The organism is Arthrobacter sp. J156, from assembly GCF_056172865.1.
Genome location: NZ_CM149650.1, coordinates 916,699 through 933,068, shown reverse-complemented (window position 1 = coordinate 933,068; position 16,370 = coordinate 916,699). Strand labels below are relative to the sequence as shown.

Here is a 16,370-nt window from a genome sequence, read left to right as displayed (position 1 = left end):
AGGAGGAACGATGAGCGCTGAAGATCTCGAGAACTACGAAACCGACATGGAGCTGCAGCTCTACCGCGAGTACCGCGACGTGGTGAACCTGTTCAGCTACGTCGTCGAAACGGAGCGGCGCTTCTACCTGGCCAACCACGTCGACCTGGTGCCGAAGTCCGCCGACGGCGAGATCTACTTCGACGTCAAGCTGCAGGACGCCTGGGTGTGGGACGTCTACCGCACCGCGCGGTTCGTGAAGAACGTCCGCATCATCACCTTCAAGGACGTCAACGTGGAGGAACTGAGCAAGTCCGAGGACCTGACGATTCCCAAGGGCGCGGGCCTCGGCTAGGCCTCCACAGGGCCGCCAGGCGGCCTCCCATCCACAAGGGCCCCGGACACGCGTCCGGGGCCCTTTCCCGTGCCCGAGACTGGTCGCGGAGGTGGAACATGGCACACAATCAACGGCTCGGGGCCCGCGGCGAGGAACTCGTCGCCCGCTACCTCGCCGACCTGGGATGCACCGTCCTGGACCGCAACTGGCGGTGCCGGGCCGGGGAGCTGGACCTCGTCGTCCTCGACGGGACGGCGGTCGCGGGAGTCGAGGTGAAGACGCGGACCGGCATCGGCTTCGGGCACCCTGCGGAGGCCGTGCGCGGCGACAAGCTGAGGAGGCTGCACGTCCTGGTGCGGCAATGGTGCCGAGAGCACGGGATGCGCTCCGACGCGGGCCGCGTCGACGTCGCGGCGGTCCTCGTCGAGCCGGATGGACGGCACCGGATCGACTACTACCGGGCGGTGGCGCCATGAGCCTGGGCAGGGCCTCCGCCGTCTCGCTCGTGGGGCTGAACGGCTCCATCGTGGACGTCGAGGCCGATATCGGCGGCGGACTGCCCGCCTTCATCCTGCTCGGCCTGCCCGACGCGTCGCTGGCGGAATCCAAGGACCGGATCCGCTCGGCCGCCCGCAACAGCGGGATCGAGCTCAGCCCACGCCGCATCACCGTGAACCTCGTGCCCGCGTCGCTGCCCAAGCGCGGCTCGGGCTTCGACCTCGCCATCGTCGTCGCGGCCCTCGCGGCCGCCGGCGAGGTGCGGCCGCCGCGCGACGCCGTCTTCCTCGCCGAGCTCGGCCTGGACGGCTGCCTGCGGCCCGTCCAGGGCGTGCTGCCCGCCGTCATGGCGGCCGTGGCCGCCGGCCGGAGCGACGTCGTCGTCGCCGCGGGGAACCGGGCCGAGGCCGAACTCGTCTCGGGCGCCACGGTGCACGGCTATGCGCACCTGAGCGAGGTGCTCCACGCGCTCGGTGCCGATCCGGCACGCCTCGTGAGGCACCATGCCCCGCCGGCCAATCCGGCGCCGGCCGCACCGGATCCTGGGAGCGACGGGCCGGTCAAGCCGCCTGACCTGGCCGATCTCTCCGGCCAGCACGAGGCGCGCTTCGCCCTCGAGGTCGCGGCGGCCGGGGGACACCACTTGATGATGGTGGGTCCGCCCGGGGCCGGGAAGACGATGCTCGCCGAGCGGCTTCCCGGGATCCTGCCGGAGCTCGATGACGCCGAGGCCCTCGAGACCACGGCCGTGCACTCCCTTGCCGGGGGCGCCGGGCCGCTCGAGCGGCTCATCCGCCGGCCCCCGTTCGAGAGCCCGCATCACAGCGCCACGATGGCGTCCCTCATTGGCGGCGGATCGGGACTGCCGCGCCCCGGGGCCGCCTCGAGGGCGCACCGCGGAGTCCTGTTCCTCGACGAGGCCCCCGAGTTCTCCGTCAAGGTCCTCGACGCCCTCCGCCAGCCCCTCGAATCGGGGCGGCTGACCCTGCACCGGGCCGCCGGCTCGGCGAGCTATCCCGCCCGCTTTCAGCTCGTCCTCGCGGCCAATCCCTGCCCCTGCGGGATGTCGGTGGGCAAGGGACTGCTCTGCACGTGCTCCGCCCAGCAGCGCCGACGGTACTTCGGGAGGCTCTCCGGGCCGCTCCTGGACCGGATCGACCTCCAGGTGCAGGTCCCGCGGGTGACCTCGCTCGACCTGGCCGGCGGCAGCGGAGAGGACTCGTCCACCGTGGCCGGGAGGGTCGCTGAGGCGCGGAGGCTCCAGCGGGAGCGCCTGGCCGGGTTCGGCCTCAACCGGAACGCGGAGCTGGGCCGCCGGGAACTCGCCGGAGAGCTGGCCCCCGAGCGCGGCGCCGCCGCGTCGCTCGGGCGGCTCATGGACGAGGGGCGGCTGACGGCACGCGGACACGGGCGCGTGCTGCGCATCGCCTGGACCGTCGCCGACCTCCGGGGCGCAGGACGTCCCGGGACCGAGGATGTGGAGATCGCCCTGCACTTGCGGCAGGCCACCGGGGAGGCGGCATGAACGAGATCGAACGCATCAGGACGGCCCGTGCCGGACTGGCCCGCTTGTTCGAGCCCAACGACGCCACCGGGAACGCGCTGGTGAGGGCCGCCGGCCCCGTCGATGCCTACCGCCTCATCACGGGACACACGGGACAGGCCCCCGCGGCGCTTCAGCAGGCCGTCGCAGAGCTCCTGGACGGCTCCCCGCGCCAGGAGCTGCGCCTCGACCGGGGCCTGGAGCGGTGGCGGCCCCGGGCCGCCGACGCGCGGCCCGAACGGGACCTCGCCACCATGGCCCGGCTCGGCGGAGGGCTGCTCGTTCCCGAGGACGAGGCATGGCCACGGCAGCTCGATGACCTCGGCCCGGCCGCCCCGTTGGGCCTGTGGTGGAGGGGCCGGGAATTGCCGCGCCGCATCGCGGAGGCCTCCCGGTTGATGGCCGTGGTGGGAAGCCGGGACGCCACCGACTACGGCCGCCAGGTGACCGCGCAGCTGAGCGCCCAGGTGGTCTCGGCCGGCGTCACCGTCGTCTCCGGCGGGGCGTTCGGCATCGACGCGCGCGCCCACGCGGCGGCCCTCTCGGCGCCGGCGGGGACCGCATCCCCGCCGACGATCGCCGTGATGGCGGGCGGGCTGGACCGCTTCTATCCGGCCGGTAACGAGGAACTCCTGCGCGCGGTCGCCGGGGACGGCGTGCTGCTCGCCGAGGTCGCACCCGGCGCGAATCCGAACCGCTGGCGCTTCCTCCAGCGGAACCGGATCATCGCCGCGCTGTGCGGGGCCACGATCGTCGTCGAGGCGCGATGGCGCTCCGGCGCCCTGACGACCGCGCGGCGGGCCGCCGAGATCGGCCGCGAGGTCGGGGCCGTTCCGGGTTCGGTGTTCTCGAGCAACTCCGCCGGATGCCACCGCCTGCTGCGCGAGGGCGCGGCCGTCGCGGTCACCGACGCCGCGGAGGCCCTCGAACTCCTGGGGCAGGCCGGCGGCGCGCTCTCCGCTCCCGCCCGGGCGGCGGAGGACGCCCGCGACGCGCAAGCCCGCCGCCCGCACGACGGCCTCGACATCCAGGACCTCCTGCTGCTCGATGCCCTCCCCGTCCGCAGCGGCGCAAGCCCCGACAAGCTCACCGCGGTGGCGGGGCTCGGCATCGGAGCGGTCCTCGGCGGGCTGTCGCGCCTCGAGGCGCGCGGCCTGGCACGGCGGACGGAGGGCGGCTGGCAGCGCGTGCGGCCCGCGGAAGGGTAGGTCCGTAACGGCCGGTCCCGAGGGGCGGCGGCGGACGGCGCCGGCCGACGCCGGGGACCACAGGGTGCGAGGGCCGGAGGCCGTGTGGAACGGTGGCAGGGTGCCATGCGGCGTGGAGCCTTGGGATGCGCGTCGCCTCCGGGCAAGCTGGGGGAATGGACGCCATGCAGTCGAATCCGGGGGAGCGGCCCACCGCCGCGCCCGCCCTCGTGGCCGCCCTCGACGGCTTCGAACGGCACCTGCGGCTGGAACGGGGCCGGAGCGCGCATACCGTCCGCGCCTACATCGGCGACGTCCGGTCACTCATCGCGTCCGCCGCCACGCAGGGCATCGCACGCTGGGAGGACTTCGACCTGGGATTCCTGCGCTGGTGGCTCGGTGAGCAGCGCGAGTCCGGCCTCGCACGATCCACGCTGGCCCGCCGCACGGCCGCCGTCAGGACCTTCCTGGCCTGGGCCCGCCGGGAGGGCATCGTCGAGTCCAACGCCGCCGCGCGGCTCCTCGCACCCCGGGCCGAACGCGTCCTGCCCCACGTGCTCCAGCGTCCCCAAGTGGACCGCCTCCTCGAGCAGTCCGCGGATGCGCTGGAGGACGACGACGCCACGGCGACCGCCCGGCACGACCGCGACCGCGCCCTGCTCGAGCTCCTCTACGCCACCGGCCTGCGCGTCGGCGAGCTCGTGGGGATCGACCTCGACGACGTCGACCACGACCGCCGCACCGTGCGCGTCATCGGCAAGGGGGACAAGGAGCGGACCGTGCCCTTCGGCGTTCCCGCCCTCGACGCCGTCTCGGACTGGCTGCGGCGCGGACGGCCCGTGCTCGCGAACGACCGGAGCGGGCGGGCGCTCTTCCTGGGGCTCCGCGGCGGCCGCTTGGGCCAGCGCCAGGCCCGCGACGCCGTCGCCCGGGCACTGGCCCGCCTCGGCGACACCGCCGCCTCCGGCCCCCACGCCCTGCGCCACACCGCCGCCACGCACCTGCTGGACGGCGGGGCGGACCTGCGCGCCGTCCAGGAGCTCCTCGGCCACAGCTCCCTGAACACGACCCAGCTCTACACGCACGTCTCGGTGGACAGGCTGCGCCAGAGCTACCAGCAGGCGCACCCCCGCGCCTGAGCGGAAGGCCGCACCGTGGCCTTCCGGTGCGGCCGGTGGCGCGCGGCGCCGTAATCGTGCACAATGATCCCTAGTGACACCGCTGTTCCACAGGATCCGCTTGGTCGTAGGGGAAGACGTACCAACGGCAACTGGAGGATGGCATGTCTGTACCAACGACGCGGGGCACCTTGTTCATACACTCGGCCCCTTCTGCACTGTGCCCGCATATCGAGTGGGCGATCGGTTCCGTCGTCGACGAGCGGACCGATCTGAAGTGGTCGCCGCAGTCCGCCGCGCCCGGAATGTACCGCTCCGAGATCGCCTGGGCGGGACCGCAGGGAATCGGCGCGCAGCTGGCCTCCGCCCTGCGCGGCTGGGCCCACCTCCGCTACGAGGTGACGGAGGAACCGAGCCCCGGAGCCGACGGCAGCCGCTGGTCCCATACTCCCGAGCTCGGGATCTTCCACGCCACGACGGACAGCGCCGGCAACATCATGGTCGGCGAGGACCGCATCCGCTACGCCTATGAACAGGGCTCGGGCGATCCCGCCGCCGTCTACCAGGAGCTCTCCCTGGCGCTCGGCGAGGCGTGGGACGAGGAGCTCGAGCCGTTCCGCCACGCCACCGACGGGGCTCCCGTCCGCTGGCTGCACCAGGTCGGCTAGGGCCCTCCGAATCCCGACGAGCGCCCGCCGGACCTCCAGCCGGCGGGCGCAGCCGTGCCCCGGGATACCACGGACGGTTGCGGCTGCGGCAACGGCAACAGCAACAGGGAAGGGCCGGGCGCGGAACCCTCGGGTTCCGCTCCCGGCCCTTCGCACGAGGTGCGCTGCCTAGACGCTCCGGATCGCCACGACGGCGTTGTGCCCTCCGAAGCCGAAAGAGTTGTTCAGGGCGACGACCTGGCCCGCCGGAAGCTCCCGCGGGGTTCCCGTGACGACGTCGAGCGGGATGTCGGGGTCCTGGTTCTCCAGGTTGATCGTCACCGGGGCCCGGCGCTCGTGGACCGCCAGGACCGTCAGGACCGACTCGACGGCGCCCGAGGCGCCGAGGAGGTGCCCCATCTGCGACTTCGTGGCCGAGACGGCGACATCGTCGACGCGGTTCCCGAGGGCGGCCTTCAGCGCGGTGTACTCCGGCTTGTCTCCGACGGGGGTCGACGTCGCGTGCGCGTTGACGTGGACGACGTCCTCGGGCTGGATCCGGCCGTCGAACATCGCGGCCTTCAGCGCGCGCGTCGCGCCCAGACCCTCGGGGTCCGGGGCGGTGATGTGGTAGGCGTCGGCGGTCACGGAGGTCCCGGCGAGCTCGGCGTAGATCCTGGCTCCGCGGGCCAGCGCGTGTTCCTCCGCCTCGAGGACCAGGGCACCCGCGCCTTCGCCCATGACGAAGCCGTCGCGGTCGATGTCGTACGGGCGCGAGGCGTGCTCGGGATCGTCGTTGCGCTTGGAGAGCGCCTGCATGGCGGCGAAGGAGGCGAGCGGCATCGGGTGGATGGCGGCCTCGGCGCCGCCGACCATGACCACGTCCGCCTTGCCGTCGCGGATGAGCTTGAGGCCCACGTCCATCGCCTCGGTGCCGGAAGCGCAGGCCGAGACGGGCGTGTGGGCGCCGGCGCGCGCGCCGAGGTCGAGGCTGACGGCGGCGGCGGGACCGTTCGGCATCAGCATCGGAACGGTCATCGGCAGGACGCGGCGGGGCCCCTTCTCCTTGAGCGTGTCCCACGCGTCGAGGAGGGTCCAGACGCCGCCGATGCCGGTCGCGAACGCCACGGCGAAGCGGTCGTGGTCGATCTCCTCGATGCCCGAGTCCCGCCAGGCCTCGCGCGCGGCGACGACGGCGAACTGCGTCGAGGGGTCCATGCGCTTCATCTCGACGCGGCTGAGCACCTCGGAGGCGGGGGTCGAGGCCCGGGCCGCAAAGTGGACGGGCAGCTGGAATTCCTCGACCCAGGGATCCTCGAGGGTCCGGGCCCCGGAGACGCCCTTGAGCGCGTTCGCCCAGAGGGTCGGGACATCCCCGCCGATCGGCGTGGTCGCGCCGAGCCCGGTGATGACTACTTTGCGTGCCATGGGTCTTCTCTCTGTCCTGATGGAGGGTCGATCGGGGATGCTGCGACGGGCGGCCCGCCGGGGTGCGGGGGACCGCCCGTCCGACGGCGGAGAGTCCCGCCGCCGTCGCCTACCGCAGGCTAGGCCTGGGCGGAGGCGATGAAGTTGACGGCGTCGCCGACGGTCTTGAGGTTCTTGACTTCCTCGTCGGGGATCTTGACGTCGAACTTCTCCTCGGCGTTGACGACGATCGTCATCATCGAGATGGAGTCGATGTCGAGGTCGTCGGTGAAGGACTTGTCCAGCTCGACCGCCTCGGTGGCAAGGCCGGTCTCTTCGTTGACGATCTCGGCCAGGCCGGCCAGGATTTCTTCGTTGCTAGCCATGGTGGCTCCCTTTCTCTTGTGCCGGGGCTGTCCCGACGTGTGTTCCGCCGCGCGGGCGACGGGGATCTGTGGTGTCCGCGTCCAGCCTAGGGCAGGACGATGACCTGCGCGCCGAAGACCAGGCCCGCGCCGAAGCCGATCTGCAGGGCGAGTCCGCCGGAGAGTTCCGGCTGCTCCTGGAGCAGGCGGTGCATGGCGAGCGGAATGGAGGCGGCGGACGTGTTCCCCGAGTCGACGATGTCGCGGGCGACGACGACGTCCTCGGGCAGCTTGAGCTGCTTGACCATCTCGTCGATGATCCGGATGTTGGCCTGGTGCGGCAGGAACGCGGCGAGATCCGAGGCCTGGATGCCGGCCTCCTCGAGGGCGCGCTTGGCGACCTTGGCCATTTCCCACACGGCCCAGCGGAACACGGTCTGCCCGTCCTGGCGCAGCGTCGGCCACAGCTTGGCCTCGGACGTCCCGACGGGGAACGAACCGTCGAGCTCCTCTTCGGCCTCGACGACGACGTCGCGGAGGTCGACGAGCGAGTGCGTCATGCCGATCGCGTCCCACTTTCCGCCGTCGGAGCCCCAGATGGAGGGACCGATCCCGGGGGCGTCGGCCGGGCCGATGACGACCGCGCCGGCGCCGTCGCCGAGGAGGAAGGAGATGGTGCGCTCGTGCCGGTCGATGAAGTCGGAGAGCTTCTCGGCGCCGACGACGAGGACGTACTCGGCGGAGCCGGATTTCACGAGGGCGTCGCCCTGGGCGATCCCGTAGCAGTACCCGGCGCACGCGGCGGAGATGTCGAACGCGGGGGCCGGCGTGGCGCCGAGCCGCTCGGCGAGGGCGGAGGCGGCCGACGGCGTGGCGTAGGGGAACGTCACGGTGCTCACGATCACGGCGCCGAGCTGTGACGCCTCGATGCCCGCTGCCGCGAGGGCGTCCCGGGCGGCGCCCTCCGCCATGTCCAGCAGCGAGGTCTCGGCGCCGGCGCGGTGGCGCGTGACGATCCCCGTGCGCTGGCGGATCCACTCGTCGGAGGAGTCGATCCACTGGCAGACGTCGTCGTTGGTGACGATCACGTCCGGGCGGAACGCGCCGACGCCGTGGATGCGGGTGTGCTCGCGGAGCGGTTTCTGGGCCAGGGTGGGGCTCATGCGGGGGAGTCCTCTCCATCGGTGGTCGCGGAATGCTCGGCCACGAAGGCGCGGGCGGCGTCGAGGTCCTCGGGGGACTTCAGCGCGAGGGTGGCCACGCCCTTGAGGCCGCGGCGGGCCAGGCCCGTGAGCGTGCCGGCGGGCGGGAGCTCGAGCAGGCCCGTCACGCCGAGGGCGGCGAGCCGTTCCATGCAGAGGTCCCAGCGCACGGGGCGGGAGACCTGGGCGACGAGGCTGTCGAGGTTGGCCGCGCCGTCGGTGACGGGTGCGCCGTCGTAGTTGCTCAGGAGCGTCGTGGCCGGATCCGCGGGGGCGAGCCGGGGGGCGAGCTCCCGCAGCACGTCGACGGCCGGGGACATGTGGTGGGTGTGGAACGCGCCGGCGACCTTCAGCGGGATGACGCGGGCCTTGGACGGGGGCTCGGCGGCGAAGGCGGCGAGCTGCTCGAGGGTCCCGGCGGCGACCGTCTGGCCCGCGCCGTTGGCGTTGGCGGCGGTCAGCCCGGCGGCGGAGATCGCCGCGGCGACCTCGTCCGGATCGCCGCCGAGGACGGCGGTCATGCCGGTGGGCGTCGCGGCGGCGGCCTCGGCCATCGCGTTGGCGCGTTCGCGGACAAACGTCACGGCGTCGGCCTCGCCCAGGGCGCCGGACAGGGCGCTCGCGGTGATCTCGCCGACGGAGTGCCCGGCGAGGACGGTCCCGGCCGGCAGGGCCCCGCCGGCGAACAGGGCGCGTGCGGACACGAGGCCGGCGGCGACGATGAGCGGCTGCGCGACGGCGGTGTCCTTGATCGTCTCCTCGTCGGAGACCGTGCCGTGGGCGGCGAGGTCGCGCCCGGCGATCTCCGAGAGGGAGGCGAGGTGGTCGGCGACGCCGGGGAGCTCGAGCCATGGGGACAGGAAGCCCGGCGTCTGGGATCCCTGGCCGGGGCACACGATTGCTAGCACTGTTCCAGCTTTCCAAAGATGTGGGCGTGAACGGGTGTCGTGGCGCACCAAGCTCGTCGGAACGCCTTGTAGGTATCCTACAAGGCCTTCGCGCGCTCGAGCCGCCCCACGACGAGGGCGGTCTGGAGGACGAAGGCCTCGCGGGGGATGAGCGGATCCCACCCCGTGATGTCGCAGACGCGCTTGAGCCGGTAGCGCACGGTGTTCGCATGGACGAACAGCTCCCGCGCCGTTCCCTCGAGGGAATGGCCGAGCGCCAGGTAGCTCGTGAGCGTCTCGACGAGGCCGTTCCCCGCGGCGACGAGGGGCTCGAAGATCGCCTCGGCGAGCGAGGTCCGCGCCGCGGCGTCACCGTTCATGACCCGTTCCGGCCACAGGTCGTCGGCCGAGACGGGGCGCGGCGCGAGGAGCCACGCGCCGGCAGCGGCCAGGCCGGCGAACGCCGCGTGGGCGGACCCGGCCGCCTCCTTGAGGCTGCTCGCCCGGGGGCCGTAGACCACCGGCCCCGGGCCGAAGTACTCGGCGAGCCGCCCGAAGCCGTCCCGGTCCTCGGCGACGCCGCCGAGCATCAGGATGAGCCGTTCGCCCTGGATCCCGACGAGGCAGTCCTGTGCGTGGCGCAGCCCGGCGCGGCGCAGCTCGCCGACGAACCCCGGGGAGGCGGCGTCCGGCGCGCTGCCGACCATGACGTGGATCCCGCTCTGCGAGGTCCAGCCGACGGCGGCGATACGGGAGCGCAGGGCGTCGGCGCCCTCGCCGCGCAGGACGGCGTCGACGACGAGGGCCTCGAGCCGGCTGTCCCATGCGCCGCGGGACTCGGCGGCCCGCGCGTAGACGTCGGCGGCGGCGAAGGCGACCTCGCGGGAGTAGCGCAGCACGGCCTCGCGCAGCTGCACCTGGTCCGCTTCCGGCGCGAGGTCGGGGACCTGGTTCTCGACGACCTCGACGATCGTGCGGATCAGCTGGAGCGCCTTCTGCAGGGAGATGGAGCGCGTGAGCTCGGTCGGCGCGGCGCCGAAGACATCGGTGAGGACCCATTGGGGCGATGTGGGCCGTTCGTACCAGGAGACGAAGGAGGCGATGCCCTTCTGGGCCACGAGTCCGAGGGCCGCGCGCTCCTCGGGCCGCAGCCCCCGGTACCAGGGCAGCGATTGGTCGAGGTGTTTGAGCGCGACCGTGGACAAGACGCCCAAATGCGACTTGAGCCGGGCGAGCGTCTCGGGGCTCGCCTGGGTCTGCCGCACGGGCCGGATGCGGGCCGGCTGGGCCGGGCGCTCTTCAGTCATGCTTCGAGGATACGCAGGCGTGGCGCACGGCACCATTTTGTGTGAACCGTACAAAAGGACGACGCCGGGGCCACGCCCAGGTCCCGGCCGGCGGTCGGCGCTGTGCGTCGCGGCCGGGACGCGCGAGGGCCCCGGGAGCCTGCGCTCCCGGGGCCCTCGCGGTGGTGGCGTCGCCTACGCGTCGCCTCCCACGGTGCCGGAGGTCCCGGCGTTGACGTCGGCCAGGCGGTACTTCTCGAAGGCCTGGGCGGCGGCCTCGGCGGGGACCTCGCCGCGGCGTCCGAGCATCTCCAGGGCCCGGACCACGATGCTGTGGGCATCGATCTTGAAGAAGCGGCGTGCGGCGGCGCGGGTGTCGGAGAAGCCGAAGCCGTCGGCGCCGAGGGTCGCGAACTCGTTCGGGACGAACTGGCGGATCTGGTCCGGGACGGCCTTCATGTAGTCGGACACGGCCACGATCGGGCCGGTCGCGCCGGCGAGCTGCTGGGTGACGAACGGGACGCGGGCCTCGGAGCCGGGGTTGAGGAACGCCTCCTCCTCGGCGGCGAGGCCGTCGCGGCGTAGTTCGGTCCAGCTGGTGACGGACCAGACGTCGGCGGAGACGCCCCACTCGTCGGCGAGGATCTGCTGGGCCTCGACGGCCCACGGCACGGAGACGCCGGAGGCGAGCAGCTGGGTCCGGGGACCGTCGACCTTGGCCGGAGCGGCCAGGTAGATGCCTCCGAGCAGCCCGTCGACGTCCAGTTCCTGCGGCTCGGCCGGTTGGATGATCGGCTCGTTGTAGACCGTGAGGTAGTACATGACGTTGGGATCCGGGTGGTTCCCGCCGTACATGCGCTCGAGGCCGGCGCGCATGATGTGCCCGATCTCGTAGCCGTAGGCCGGGTCGTAGGTGATCACGGCCGGGTTGGTCGAGGCCAGCAGGGGGGAGTGCCCGTCGGCGTGCTGCAGGCCCTCGCCGGTGAGCGTGGTCCGGCCGGCGGTCGCGCCGATGATGAAGCCGCGGGCCATCTGGTCCGCCGCGGCCCAGAAGGAGTCCCCGGTGCGCTGGAAGCCGAACATCGAGTAGAACACGTAGATCGGGATCAGCGGCTCGCCGTGGGTGGCGTAGGAGGTCCCGGTCGCGGTCATCGCCGCGACGGCGCCGGCCTCGTTGATGCCCGGGTGCAGGATCTGCCCGGCGGGGGACTCCTTGTAGGCCAGGACCAGGTCCCGGTCCACGGAGAGGTAGTTCTGCCCCTTGGGGTTGTAGATCTTCGCGGTCGGGAAGAAGGAGTCCATGCCGAAGGTGCGGGCCTCGTCCGGGACGATCGGCACGATCCGCTTCCCGAACTCCTTGTCCCGCATCAGGTCCTTGAGCAGGCGCACGAACGCCATCGTGGTCGCGGCCTGCTGCTTGCCGGAGCCGCGCTTGGCGATCTCGTAGGCCTTGTCCCCGGGCAGGGCGAGCTCCCGGTCCTTCACGCGCCGCTCGGGCACGGCCCCGCCGAGCGCGGCGCGGCGCTCGAGCAGGTACTTCACCTCGGGGGCCTCGAAGCCCGGGTGGTAGTACGGGGGCAGGTAGGGGTCCTTCTCGAGCTCCTCGTCGGAGATCGGGATGCGCAGGTGGTCGCGGAAGGCCTTGAGGTCCTCCAGGGTCAGCTTCTTCATCTGGTGCGTGGCGTTGCGGGCCTCGAAGTGCGGGCCCAGGCCGTAGCCCTTGACCGTCTTGGCCAGGATCACCGTGGGCTTGCCCTTGAACTCGGTCGCGGCGCGGTAGGCGGCATAGACCTTGTGGTAGTCGTGGCCGCCGCGCTTGAGGTTCCAGATCTGCTCGTCGCTGTAGTCGGCGACCATGTCCTTGGTCTCGGGGGACTTGCCGAAGAAGTGCTCGCGCACGAAGCCGCCGGACTCGGCCTTGTAGGTCTGGTAGTCCCCGTCCGGGGTCTGGTTCATGATGTCCACCAGCGCCCCGTGCTCGTCGCGGTCCAGAAGCTCGTCCCACTCGCGGCCCCAGACGACCTTGATGACGTTCCAGCCCGCGCCGCGGAAGAACGCCTCGAGCTCCTGCATGATCTTCCCGTTACCGCGCACCGGCCCGTCCAGGCGCTGCAGGTTGCAGTTGATGACGAAGGTCAGGTTATCCAGCTGCTCGTTCGCGGCCAGCTGGAGGAAGCCGCGGCTCTCGGGCTCGTCCATCTCCCCGTCGCCCAGGAACGCCCACACGTGCTGATCCGAGGTGTCCTTGATCCCGCGGTTGTGCAGGTAGCGGTTGGCCTGGGCCTGGTAGATCGCGTTCGCCGGGCCGATGCCCATCGACACGGTCGGGAACTCCCAGAACCCGGGCATGTTCCGCGGGTGCGGGTAGGAGGGCAGCGCGTGGCCCTCCTTGGACTTCTCCTGCCGGAAGCCGTCGAGGTCCTCCTCGGACAGCCGGCCCTCCATGAACGCGCGGGAATACATCCCCGGGGAGGCGTGGCCCTGGAAGAAGACCTGGTCCCCGCCGCCGGGGTGGTCCTTGCCGCGGAAGAAGTGGTTGAAACCCACCTCGTACAGCGTCGCCGCGCCCGCGTAGGTCGAGATATGCCCACCGACCCCGATCGAGGGATGCTGGCCCCGGTGCACCATCACCGCCGCGTTCCACCGCATCCACGCCCGGTAACGGCGCTCGATCTCCTCGTTCCCCGGGAACTCGGGCTCCTGGTCGACCGGAATCGTATTGACGTAGTCGGTCGTGGTGACCATCGGGACGCCGACGCTCTTGGCGCCCGCGCGCTGGAGCAGCGAGCGGACGATGAACTGCGCGCGCTCCGTGCCCTGGGTCTCAACAAGATCGTCGAACGACTCCAGCCATTCGGCGGTTTCCTCCGGATCGCGGTCCGGCAGCTGGCTGGTCAAGCCGCTGCGGATGTGGGAAATGTGATCGTCTTCAGCCACGTCCAACTTCTCCTTGTTACGGGTACAGCGTGGGGATTCCGGCGGGGACGGGCGTCGTGGACGGCCCGGCTCGGCCCACCGCGGCGGCCCTGGCCGCCGGTTGTGGTGGTGCTCCGGCGGCGGGTTGGCCGTTGGGCACCTTTCCAGCCACTCTAGTGCGCCGCGGCACCGGATGCGTAGCCGGTGCGTTTGCGGGGCCGAGTACGACGCCGGGGCGGGCCCCGGGGGCTCCCGGAAGCGTGTCGGACGGGGTCCGCTTGATGGACGGGGACAAAAGGTGTTGGCTTGGGGTGACGGCAACCACCCCGAGGAGGACAAACGTGAGCGAGGCCGGAGCCGCACACAGCGCGGCCGTGGGCAAGATGGGCTTCAAGGACGGCGACCTGCTGCAGGAGCTCGGCTATGACGACGACGTCGATTTCGAACTGCGCGAGGCGCTGGAGGACCTGACGGGTGCGGAGCTCCTGAGCGAGGAGGACCACGACGTCGTCGACGGGATCGTCCTGTGGTGGCGCGACGGCGACGGCGACCTCGTCGATGCCCTCATGGACTCGCTGACCAACCTCGACGAGGGCGGAGTGGTCTGGCTGCTGACTCCCAAGGCGGGACGGGACGGCCACGTCAAGCCGGTGGAGATCCAGGAAAGCGCCCCGACCGCGGGGCTCCACGTCACGAGCAGCGAGGGCGTCTCCCAGGACTGGTCGGCGTCGCGGCTCGTGCCGCGGCGCAAGAACTAGCGTGCCCGCCCTGGCGGGCCCCGGCGTCGGAAGCGCCGTCCCGCGCTTCTCGCTCGTGGACCAGTTTGGCGCGCCCGTCGATTCCGGGCGCTTCGCGGACGAGGACGCGTTCCTCGTCTTCTACCCGTTCGCGTTCTCGCGCGTGTGCACCTCGGAGCTCGGGGCCCTGGAGGCGCTGCGCCCGGAACTGGAGGAGCAGGGGATCGGGGTCTATGGCGTGTCCGTGGACCACAAGTACGCCCTGCGCGCCTACGCCGCGGAGGAGGGCCTCGGCTTTGGGCTGCTCTCCGACTTCTGGCCGCACGGCGCGGCGGCCACGGCCTTCGGCTGCTTCGACCCGGAGCATGGACGCGCGCTGCGCGAGACCTTCCTGCTCTCGGGCGGGCGCATCGCCGACCGCTTCGGCAGTGCCCCGGACGCCCAGCGGCCCGTCGAACGCTATCGAAGCGCGGCCCGGGCGCTCCGGCGCGCCTGAGCCGCGCCACCGCGTTTGGCCGGCCGGGAGCGCCCACGGTAGGCTCGTGCACCGCAAGGGCCTTTAGCTCAGCTGGTAGAGCGCCACGTTTACACCGTGGATGTCATCGGTTCGATCCCGGTAGGGCCCACGCATCAGGCGTCCGTTCCCCGGAACCCAGGGGGCGGACGCCTTGCCGTTTCCCCGGGACCGGGATCCTCAAAGGTAGTACTTATTTGGGCAAAGAGTGGTCTGGCTCGCACCCCGCCAACTAGGCTGGTGCGGGGGCCGAGACCGAGGCACCCCACACCGCTTTCCTTGGAGGACATTCCAGCATGCCAGCACAGATCGGCGTCACCGGCCTTGCCGTCATGGGCGCGAACCTCGCCCGCAACTTCGCCCGCAACGGCTACACGGTGGCCCTGCATAACCGCTCGGTGGAGAAGACCGACGCGCTCCTCGCGGCCCACGGCTCCGAGGGCGAGTTTGTCCGCACCGAGTCCCTGCAGGAGCTCGTGGACGCCCTCGAAGTGCCGCGCCGGGTCCTCATCATGGTCAAGGCGGGTGCGCCGGTCGACTCCGTCATTGAACAGCTCGTGCCGCTCCTCGAGGAGGGCGACATCGTCATCGACGCCGGCAACTCCCACTACGAGGACACGCGCCGCCGCGAGGCCGCCCTCGCCGAGAAGGGCCTGCACTTCGTGGGCATCGGCGTCTCCGGCGGCGAGGAGGGGGCGCTCCTGGGCCCCTCGATCATGCCCGGCGGCTCCAAGGACTCCTACGCGGCCCTCGGCCCGATGCTCGAGAAGATCTCCGCCAAGGTCGATTCCGAGCCGTGCTGCGCATGGATCGGCACCGACGGCGCCGGCCACTTCGTCAAGATGGTCCACAACGGGATCGAGTACGCCGACATGCAGGTCATCGGCGAGGCCTACGACCTCCTGCGCTCCGCCGCCGGGATCGAACCGGCCGAGCAGGCCGCGATCTTCGAGGAGTGGAACCGTGGCGAGCTCGCGTCCTTCCTCATCGAGATCACCGCCGAGGTGCTCGGCCACGTCGATGCCAAGACGGGCAAGCCGCTCGTCGACGTCATCGTCGACTCCGCCGGGCAGAAGGGGACGGGCCGCTGGACGGTCGTCTCCGCGCTCGAGCTCGGCTCGCCCGTCTCAGCGATCGCCGAGTCGGTCTTCGCCCGCGGCCTGTCCTCCCAGCGTGCCCAGCGCGCCGCGGCCAACGGCGTGCTCGCCGGGGCCGAGCTCGAGGCCGAGCTCGGCGACGGCTTCGTCGAGGACGTGCGCCAGGCGCTGTACGCGTCCAAGCTCGTCAGCTACGCGCAGGGCCTGGACATGCTGACCTCGGCCGCCGACAACTACGGCTGGGAGCTCAAGCTGGACGAGATCGCCTCCCTGTGGCGCGGCGGTTGCATCATCCGGGCCGAGCTCCTGAAGGAGATCACGCGGGCCTACGCCGGCGGCGAGCGCCCCGAGAACCTGCTGCTGGCACCGGCCTTCAGCGAGGCCATCGCGGCCGCCGTCCCGGCTTGGCGCCGCGTTGTCTCCGCCGCGGTGCGCCTGGGCATCCCCGTGCCCGTGTTCGCCTCCTCGCTGGCCTACTACGACGGCCTGCGCCGCGACCGCCTGCCGGCCGCCCTGACCCAGGGGCTGCGCGACCTCTTCGGCGCCCACACCTACGGCCGCGTCGACGCCGAGGGGACCTTCCACACGCTCTGGAGCGGGGATCGCTCCGAGGTGTCCGCGGTCGACACCCACTAGGGTCCGGGCGCGGG

General features: G+C 72.0%; 15 protein-coding genes and 1 tRNA gene. 10 read left to right on the top strand and 6 right to left on the bottom strand.

Annotated features, from left to right (window positions below; all coding sequences use genetic code 11):
- Positions 1-10 precede the first annotated feature (10 nt).
- From AC0QR5_RS04350 to AC0QR5_RS04325, 6 genes are all read left to right on the top strand, one after another.
- Complete coding sequence (locus AC0QR5_RS04350) at positions 11-334, top strand: DUF2469 domain-containing protein (protein WP_329860779.1); 324 nt, start codon at positions 11-13, stop codon at positions 332-334.
- Between the two features lie 98 nt (positions 335-432).
- On the top strand, positions 433-792 hold the full coding sequence (locus AC0QR5_RS04345; RefSeq protein WP_329860777.1) for a YraN family protein: 360 nt from the start codon (positions 433-435) through the stop codon (positions 790-792).
- Positions 789-2,339 (top strand): YifB family Mg chelatase-like AAA ATPase, encoded by a 1,551-nt coding sequence (locus AC0QR5_RS04340; protein ID WP_329860776.1) that lies wholly within the window; start codon positions 789-791, stop codon positions 2,337-2,339. Before AC0QR5_RS04345 ends, AC0QR5_RS04340 begins: the two co-directional genes overlap by 4 nt.
- Positions 2,336-3,565: a DNA-processing protein DprA gene (dprA, locus tag AC0QR5_RS04335; RefSeq protein ID WP_329860774.1), complete on the top strand. Its 1,230-nt coding sequence runs from the start codon at positions 2,336-2,338 to the stop codon at positions 3,563-3,565. The genes AC0QR5_RS04340 and dprA overlap by 4 nt, the downstream gene beginning before the upstream one ends.
- 164 nt (positions 3,566-3,729) lie before the next feature.
- The gene (locus tag AC0QR5_RS04330) at positions 3,730-4,683 is read left to right on the top strand and encodes a tyrosine recombinase XerC (RefSeq protein ID WP_329860915.1); all 954 of its coding nucleotides are present in this window, start codon (positions 3,730-3,732) and stop codon (positions 4,681-4,683) included.
- A gap of 143 nt (positions 4,684-4,826) precedes the next feature.
- On the top strand, positions 4,827-5,330 hold the full coding sequence (locus tag AC0QR5_RS04325) for a DUF3145 domain-containing protein (protein ID WP_329860773.1): 504 nt from the start codon (positions 4,827-4,829) through the stop codon (positions 5,328-5,330).
- A 168-nt stretch (positions 5,331-5,498) separates the two neighbouring features.
- Here AC0QR5_RS04325 and fabF read toward each other — a convergent pair whose 3' ends face one another.
- The 6 genes from fabF to aceE all read right to left on the bottom strand — a co-directional run bounded on the left by fabF (position 5,499) and on the right by aceE (position 13,393).
- Positions 5,499-6,737: a beta-ketoacyl-ACP synthase II gene (gene fabF, locus AC0QR5_RS04320; protein WP_329860771.1), complete on the bottom strand. Its 1,239-nt coding sequence runs from the start codon at positions 6,735-6,737 to the stop codon at positions 5,499-5,501.
- A gap of 119 nt (positions 6,738-6,856) precedes the next feature.
- Positions 6,857-7,102 carry an acyl carrier protein gene (locus AC0QR5_RS04315; RefSeq protein WP_329860770.1) on the bottom strand — a complete coding sequence of 82 codons (246 nt, stop codon included), beginning with the start codon at positions 7,100-7,102 and terminating at the stop codon, positions 6,857-6,859.
- A gap of 86 nt (positions 7,103-7,188) precedes the next feature.
- Complete coding sequence (locus AC0QR5_RS04310) at positions 7,189-8,244, bottom strand: beta-ketoacyl-ACP synthase III (protein ID WP_329860768.1); 1,056 nt, start codon at positions 8,242-8,244, stop codon at positions 7,189-7,191.
- Entirely contained in the window at positions 8,241-9,191 is a 951-nt protein-coding gene (locus AC0QR5_RS04305) for an ACP S-malonyltransferase (RefSeq protein ID WP_329860767.1), read from the bottom strand. Before AC0QR5_RS04305 ends, AC0QR5_RS04310 begins: the two co-directional genes overlap by 4 nt.
- Before the next feature lie 77 nt (positions 9,192-9,268).
- Positions 9,269-10,477: a PucR family transcriptional regulator gene (locus AC0QR5_RS04300; protein ID WP_329860765.1), complete on the bottom strand. Its 1,209-nt coding sequence runs from the start codon at positions 10,475-10,477 to the stop codon at positions 9,269-9,271.
- Between the two features lie 174 nt (positions 10,478-10,651).
- Entirely contained in the window at positions 10,652-13,393 is a 2,742-nt protein-coding gene (aceE, locus tag AC0QR5_RS04295) for a pyruvate dehydrogenase (acetyl-transferring), homodimeric type (protein ID WP_329860762.1), read from the bottom strand.
- Positions 13,394-13,713: 320 nt separating this feature from the next.
- Between aceE and AC0QR5_RS04290 the strand changes: the two genes are divergently transcribed.
- The 4 genes from AC0QR5_RS04290 (at position 13,714) to gndA (ending at position 16,356) form a co-directional block, all read left to right on the top strand.
- Complete coding sequence (locus AC0QR5_RS04290) at positions 13,714-14,130, top strand: DUF3052 domain-containing protein (RefSeq protein ID WP_329860761.1); 417 nt, start codon at positions 13,714-13,716, stop codon at positions 14,128-14,130.
- A 1-nt stretch (position 14,131) separates the two neighbouring features.
- Positions 14,132-14,605 (top strand): redoxin domain-containing protein, encoded by a 474-nt coding sequence (locus AC0QR5_RS04285; RefSeq protein ID WP_329860760.1) that lies wholly within the window; start codon positions 14,132-14,134, stop codon positions 14,603-14,605.
- A 57-nt stretch (positions 14,606-14,662) separates the two neighbouring features.
- Positions 14,663-14,735: transfer RNA gene (locus AC0QR5_RS04280), tRNA-Val, on the top strand.
- A gap of 184 nt (positions 14,736-14,919) precedes the next feature.
- Positions 14,920-16,356, top strand: coding sequence for an NADP-dependent phosphogluconate dehydrogenase (gene gndA / locus AC0QR5_RS04275; RefSeq protein WP_329860758.1), 1,437 nt, complete (start codon positions 14,920-14,922; stop codon positions 16,354-16,356).
- The last annotated feature ends 14 nt before the right edge of the window (positions 16,357-16,370 follow it).

Coding starts and splice junctions, on each gene's coding strand:
- AC0QR5_RS04350 (WP_329860779.1), top strand. CDS start 11: ATGAGCGCTGAAGATCTCGAGAACTACGAAACCGACATGGAGCTGCAG.
- AC0QR5_RS04345 (WP_329860777.1), top strand. CDS start 433: ATGGCACACAATCAACGGCTCGGGGCCCGCGGCGAGGAACTCGTCGCC.
- AC0QR5_RS04340 (WP_329860776.1), top strand. CDS start 789: ATGAGCCTGGGCAGGGCCTCCGCCGTCTCGCTCGTGGGGCTGAACGGC.
- dprA (WP_329860774.1), top strand. CDS start 2,336: ATGAACGAGATCGAACGCATCAGGACGGCCCGTGCCGGACTGGCCCGC.
- AC0QR5_RS04330 (WP_329860915.1), top strand. CDS start 3,730: ATGCAGTCGAATCCGGGGGAGCGGCCCACCGCCGCGCCCGCCCTCGTG.
- AC0QR5_RS04325 (WP_329860773.1), top strand. CDS start 4,827: ATGTCTGTACCAACGACGCGGGGCACCTTGTTCATACACTCGGCCCCT.
- fabF (WP_329860771.1), bottom strand. CDS start 6,737: ATGGCACGCAAAGTAGTCATCACCGGGCTCGGCGCGACCACGCCGATC.
- AC0QR5_RS04315 (WP_329860770.1), bottom strand. CDS start 7,102: ATGGCTAGCAACGAAGAAATCCTGGCCGGCCTGGCCGAGATCGTCAAC.
- AC0QR5_RS04310 (WP_329860768.1), bottom strand. CDS start 8,244: ATGAGCCCCACCCTGGCCCAGAAACCGCTCCGCGAGCACACCCGCATC.
- AC0QR5_RS04300 (WP_329860765.1), bottom strand. CDS start 10,477: ATGACTGAAGAGCGCCCGGCCCAGCCGGCCCGCATCCGGCCCGTGCGG.
- gndA (WP_329860758.1), top strand. CDS start 14,920: ATGCCAGCACAGATCGGCGTCACCGGCCTTGCCGTCATGGGCGCGAAC.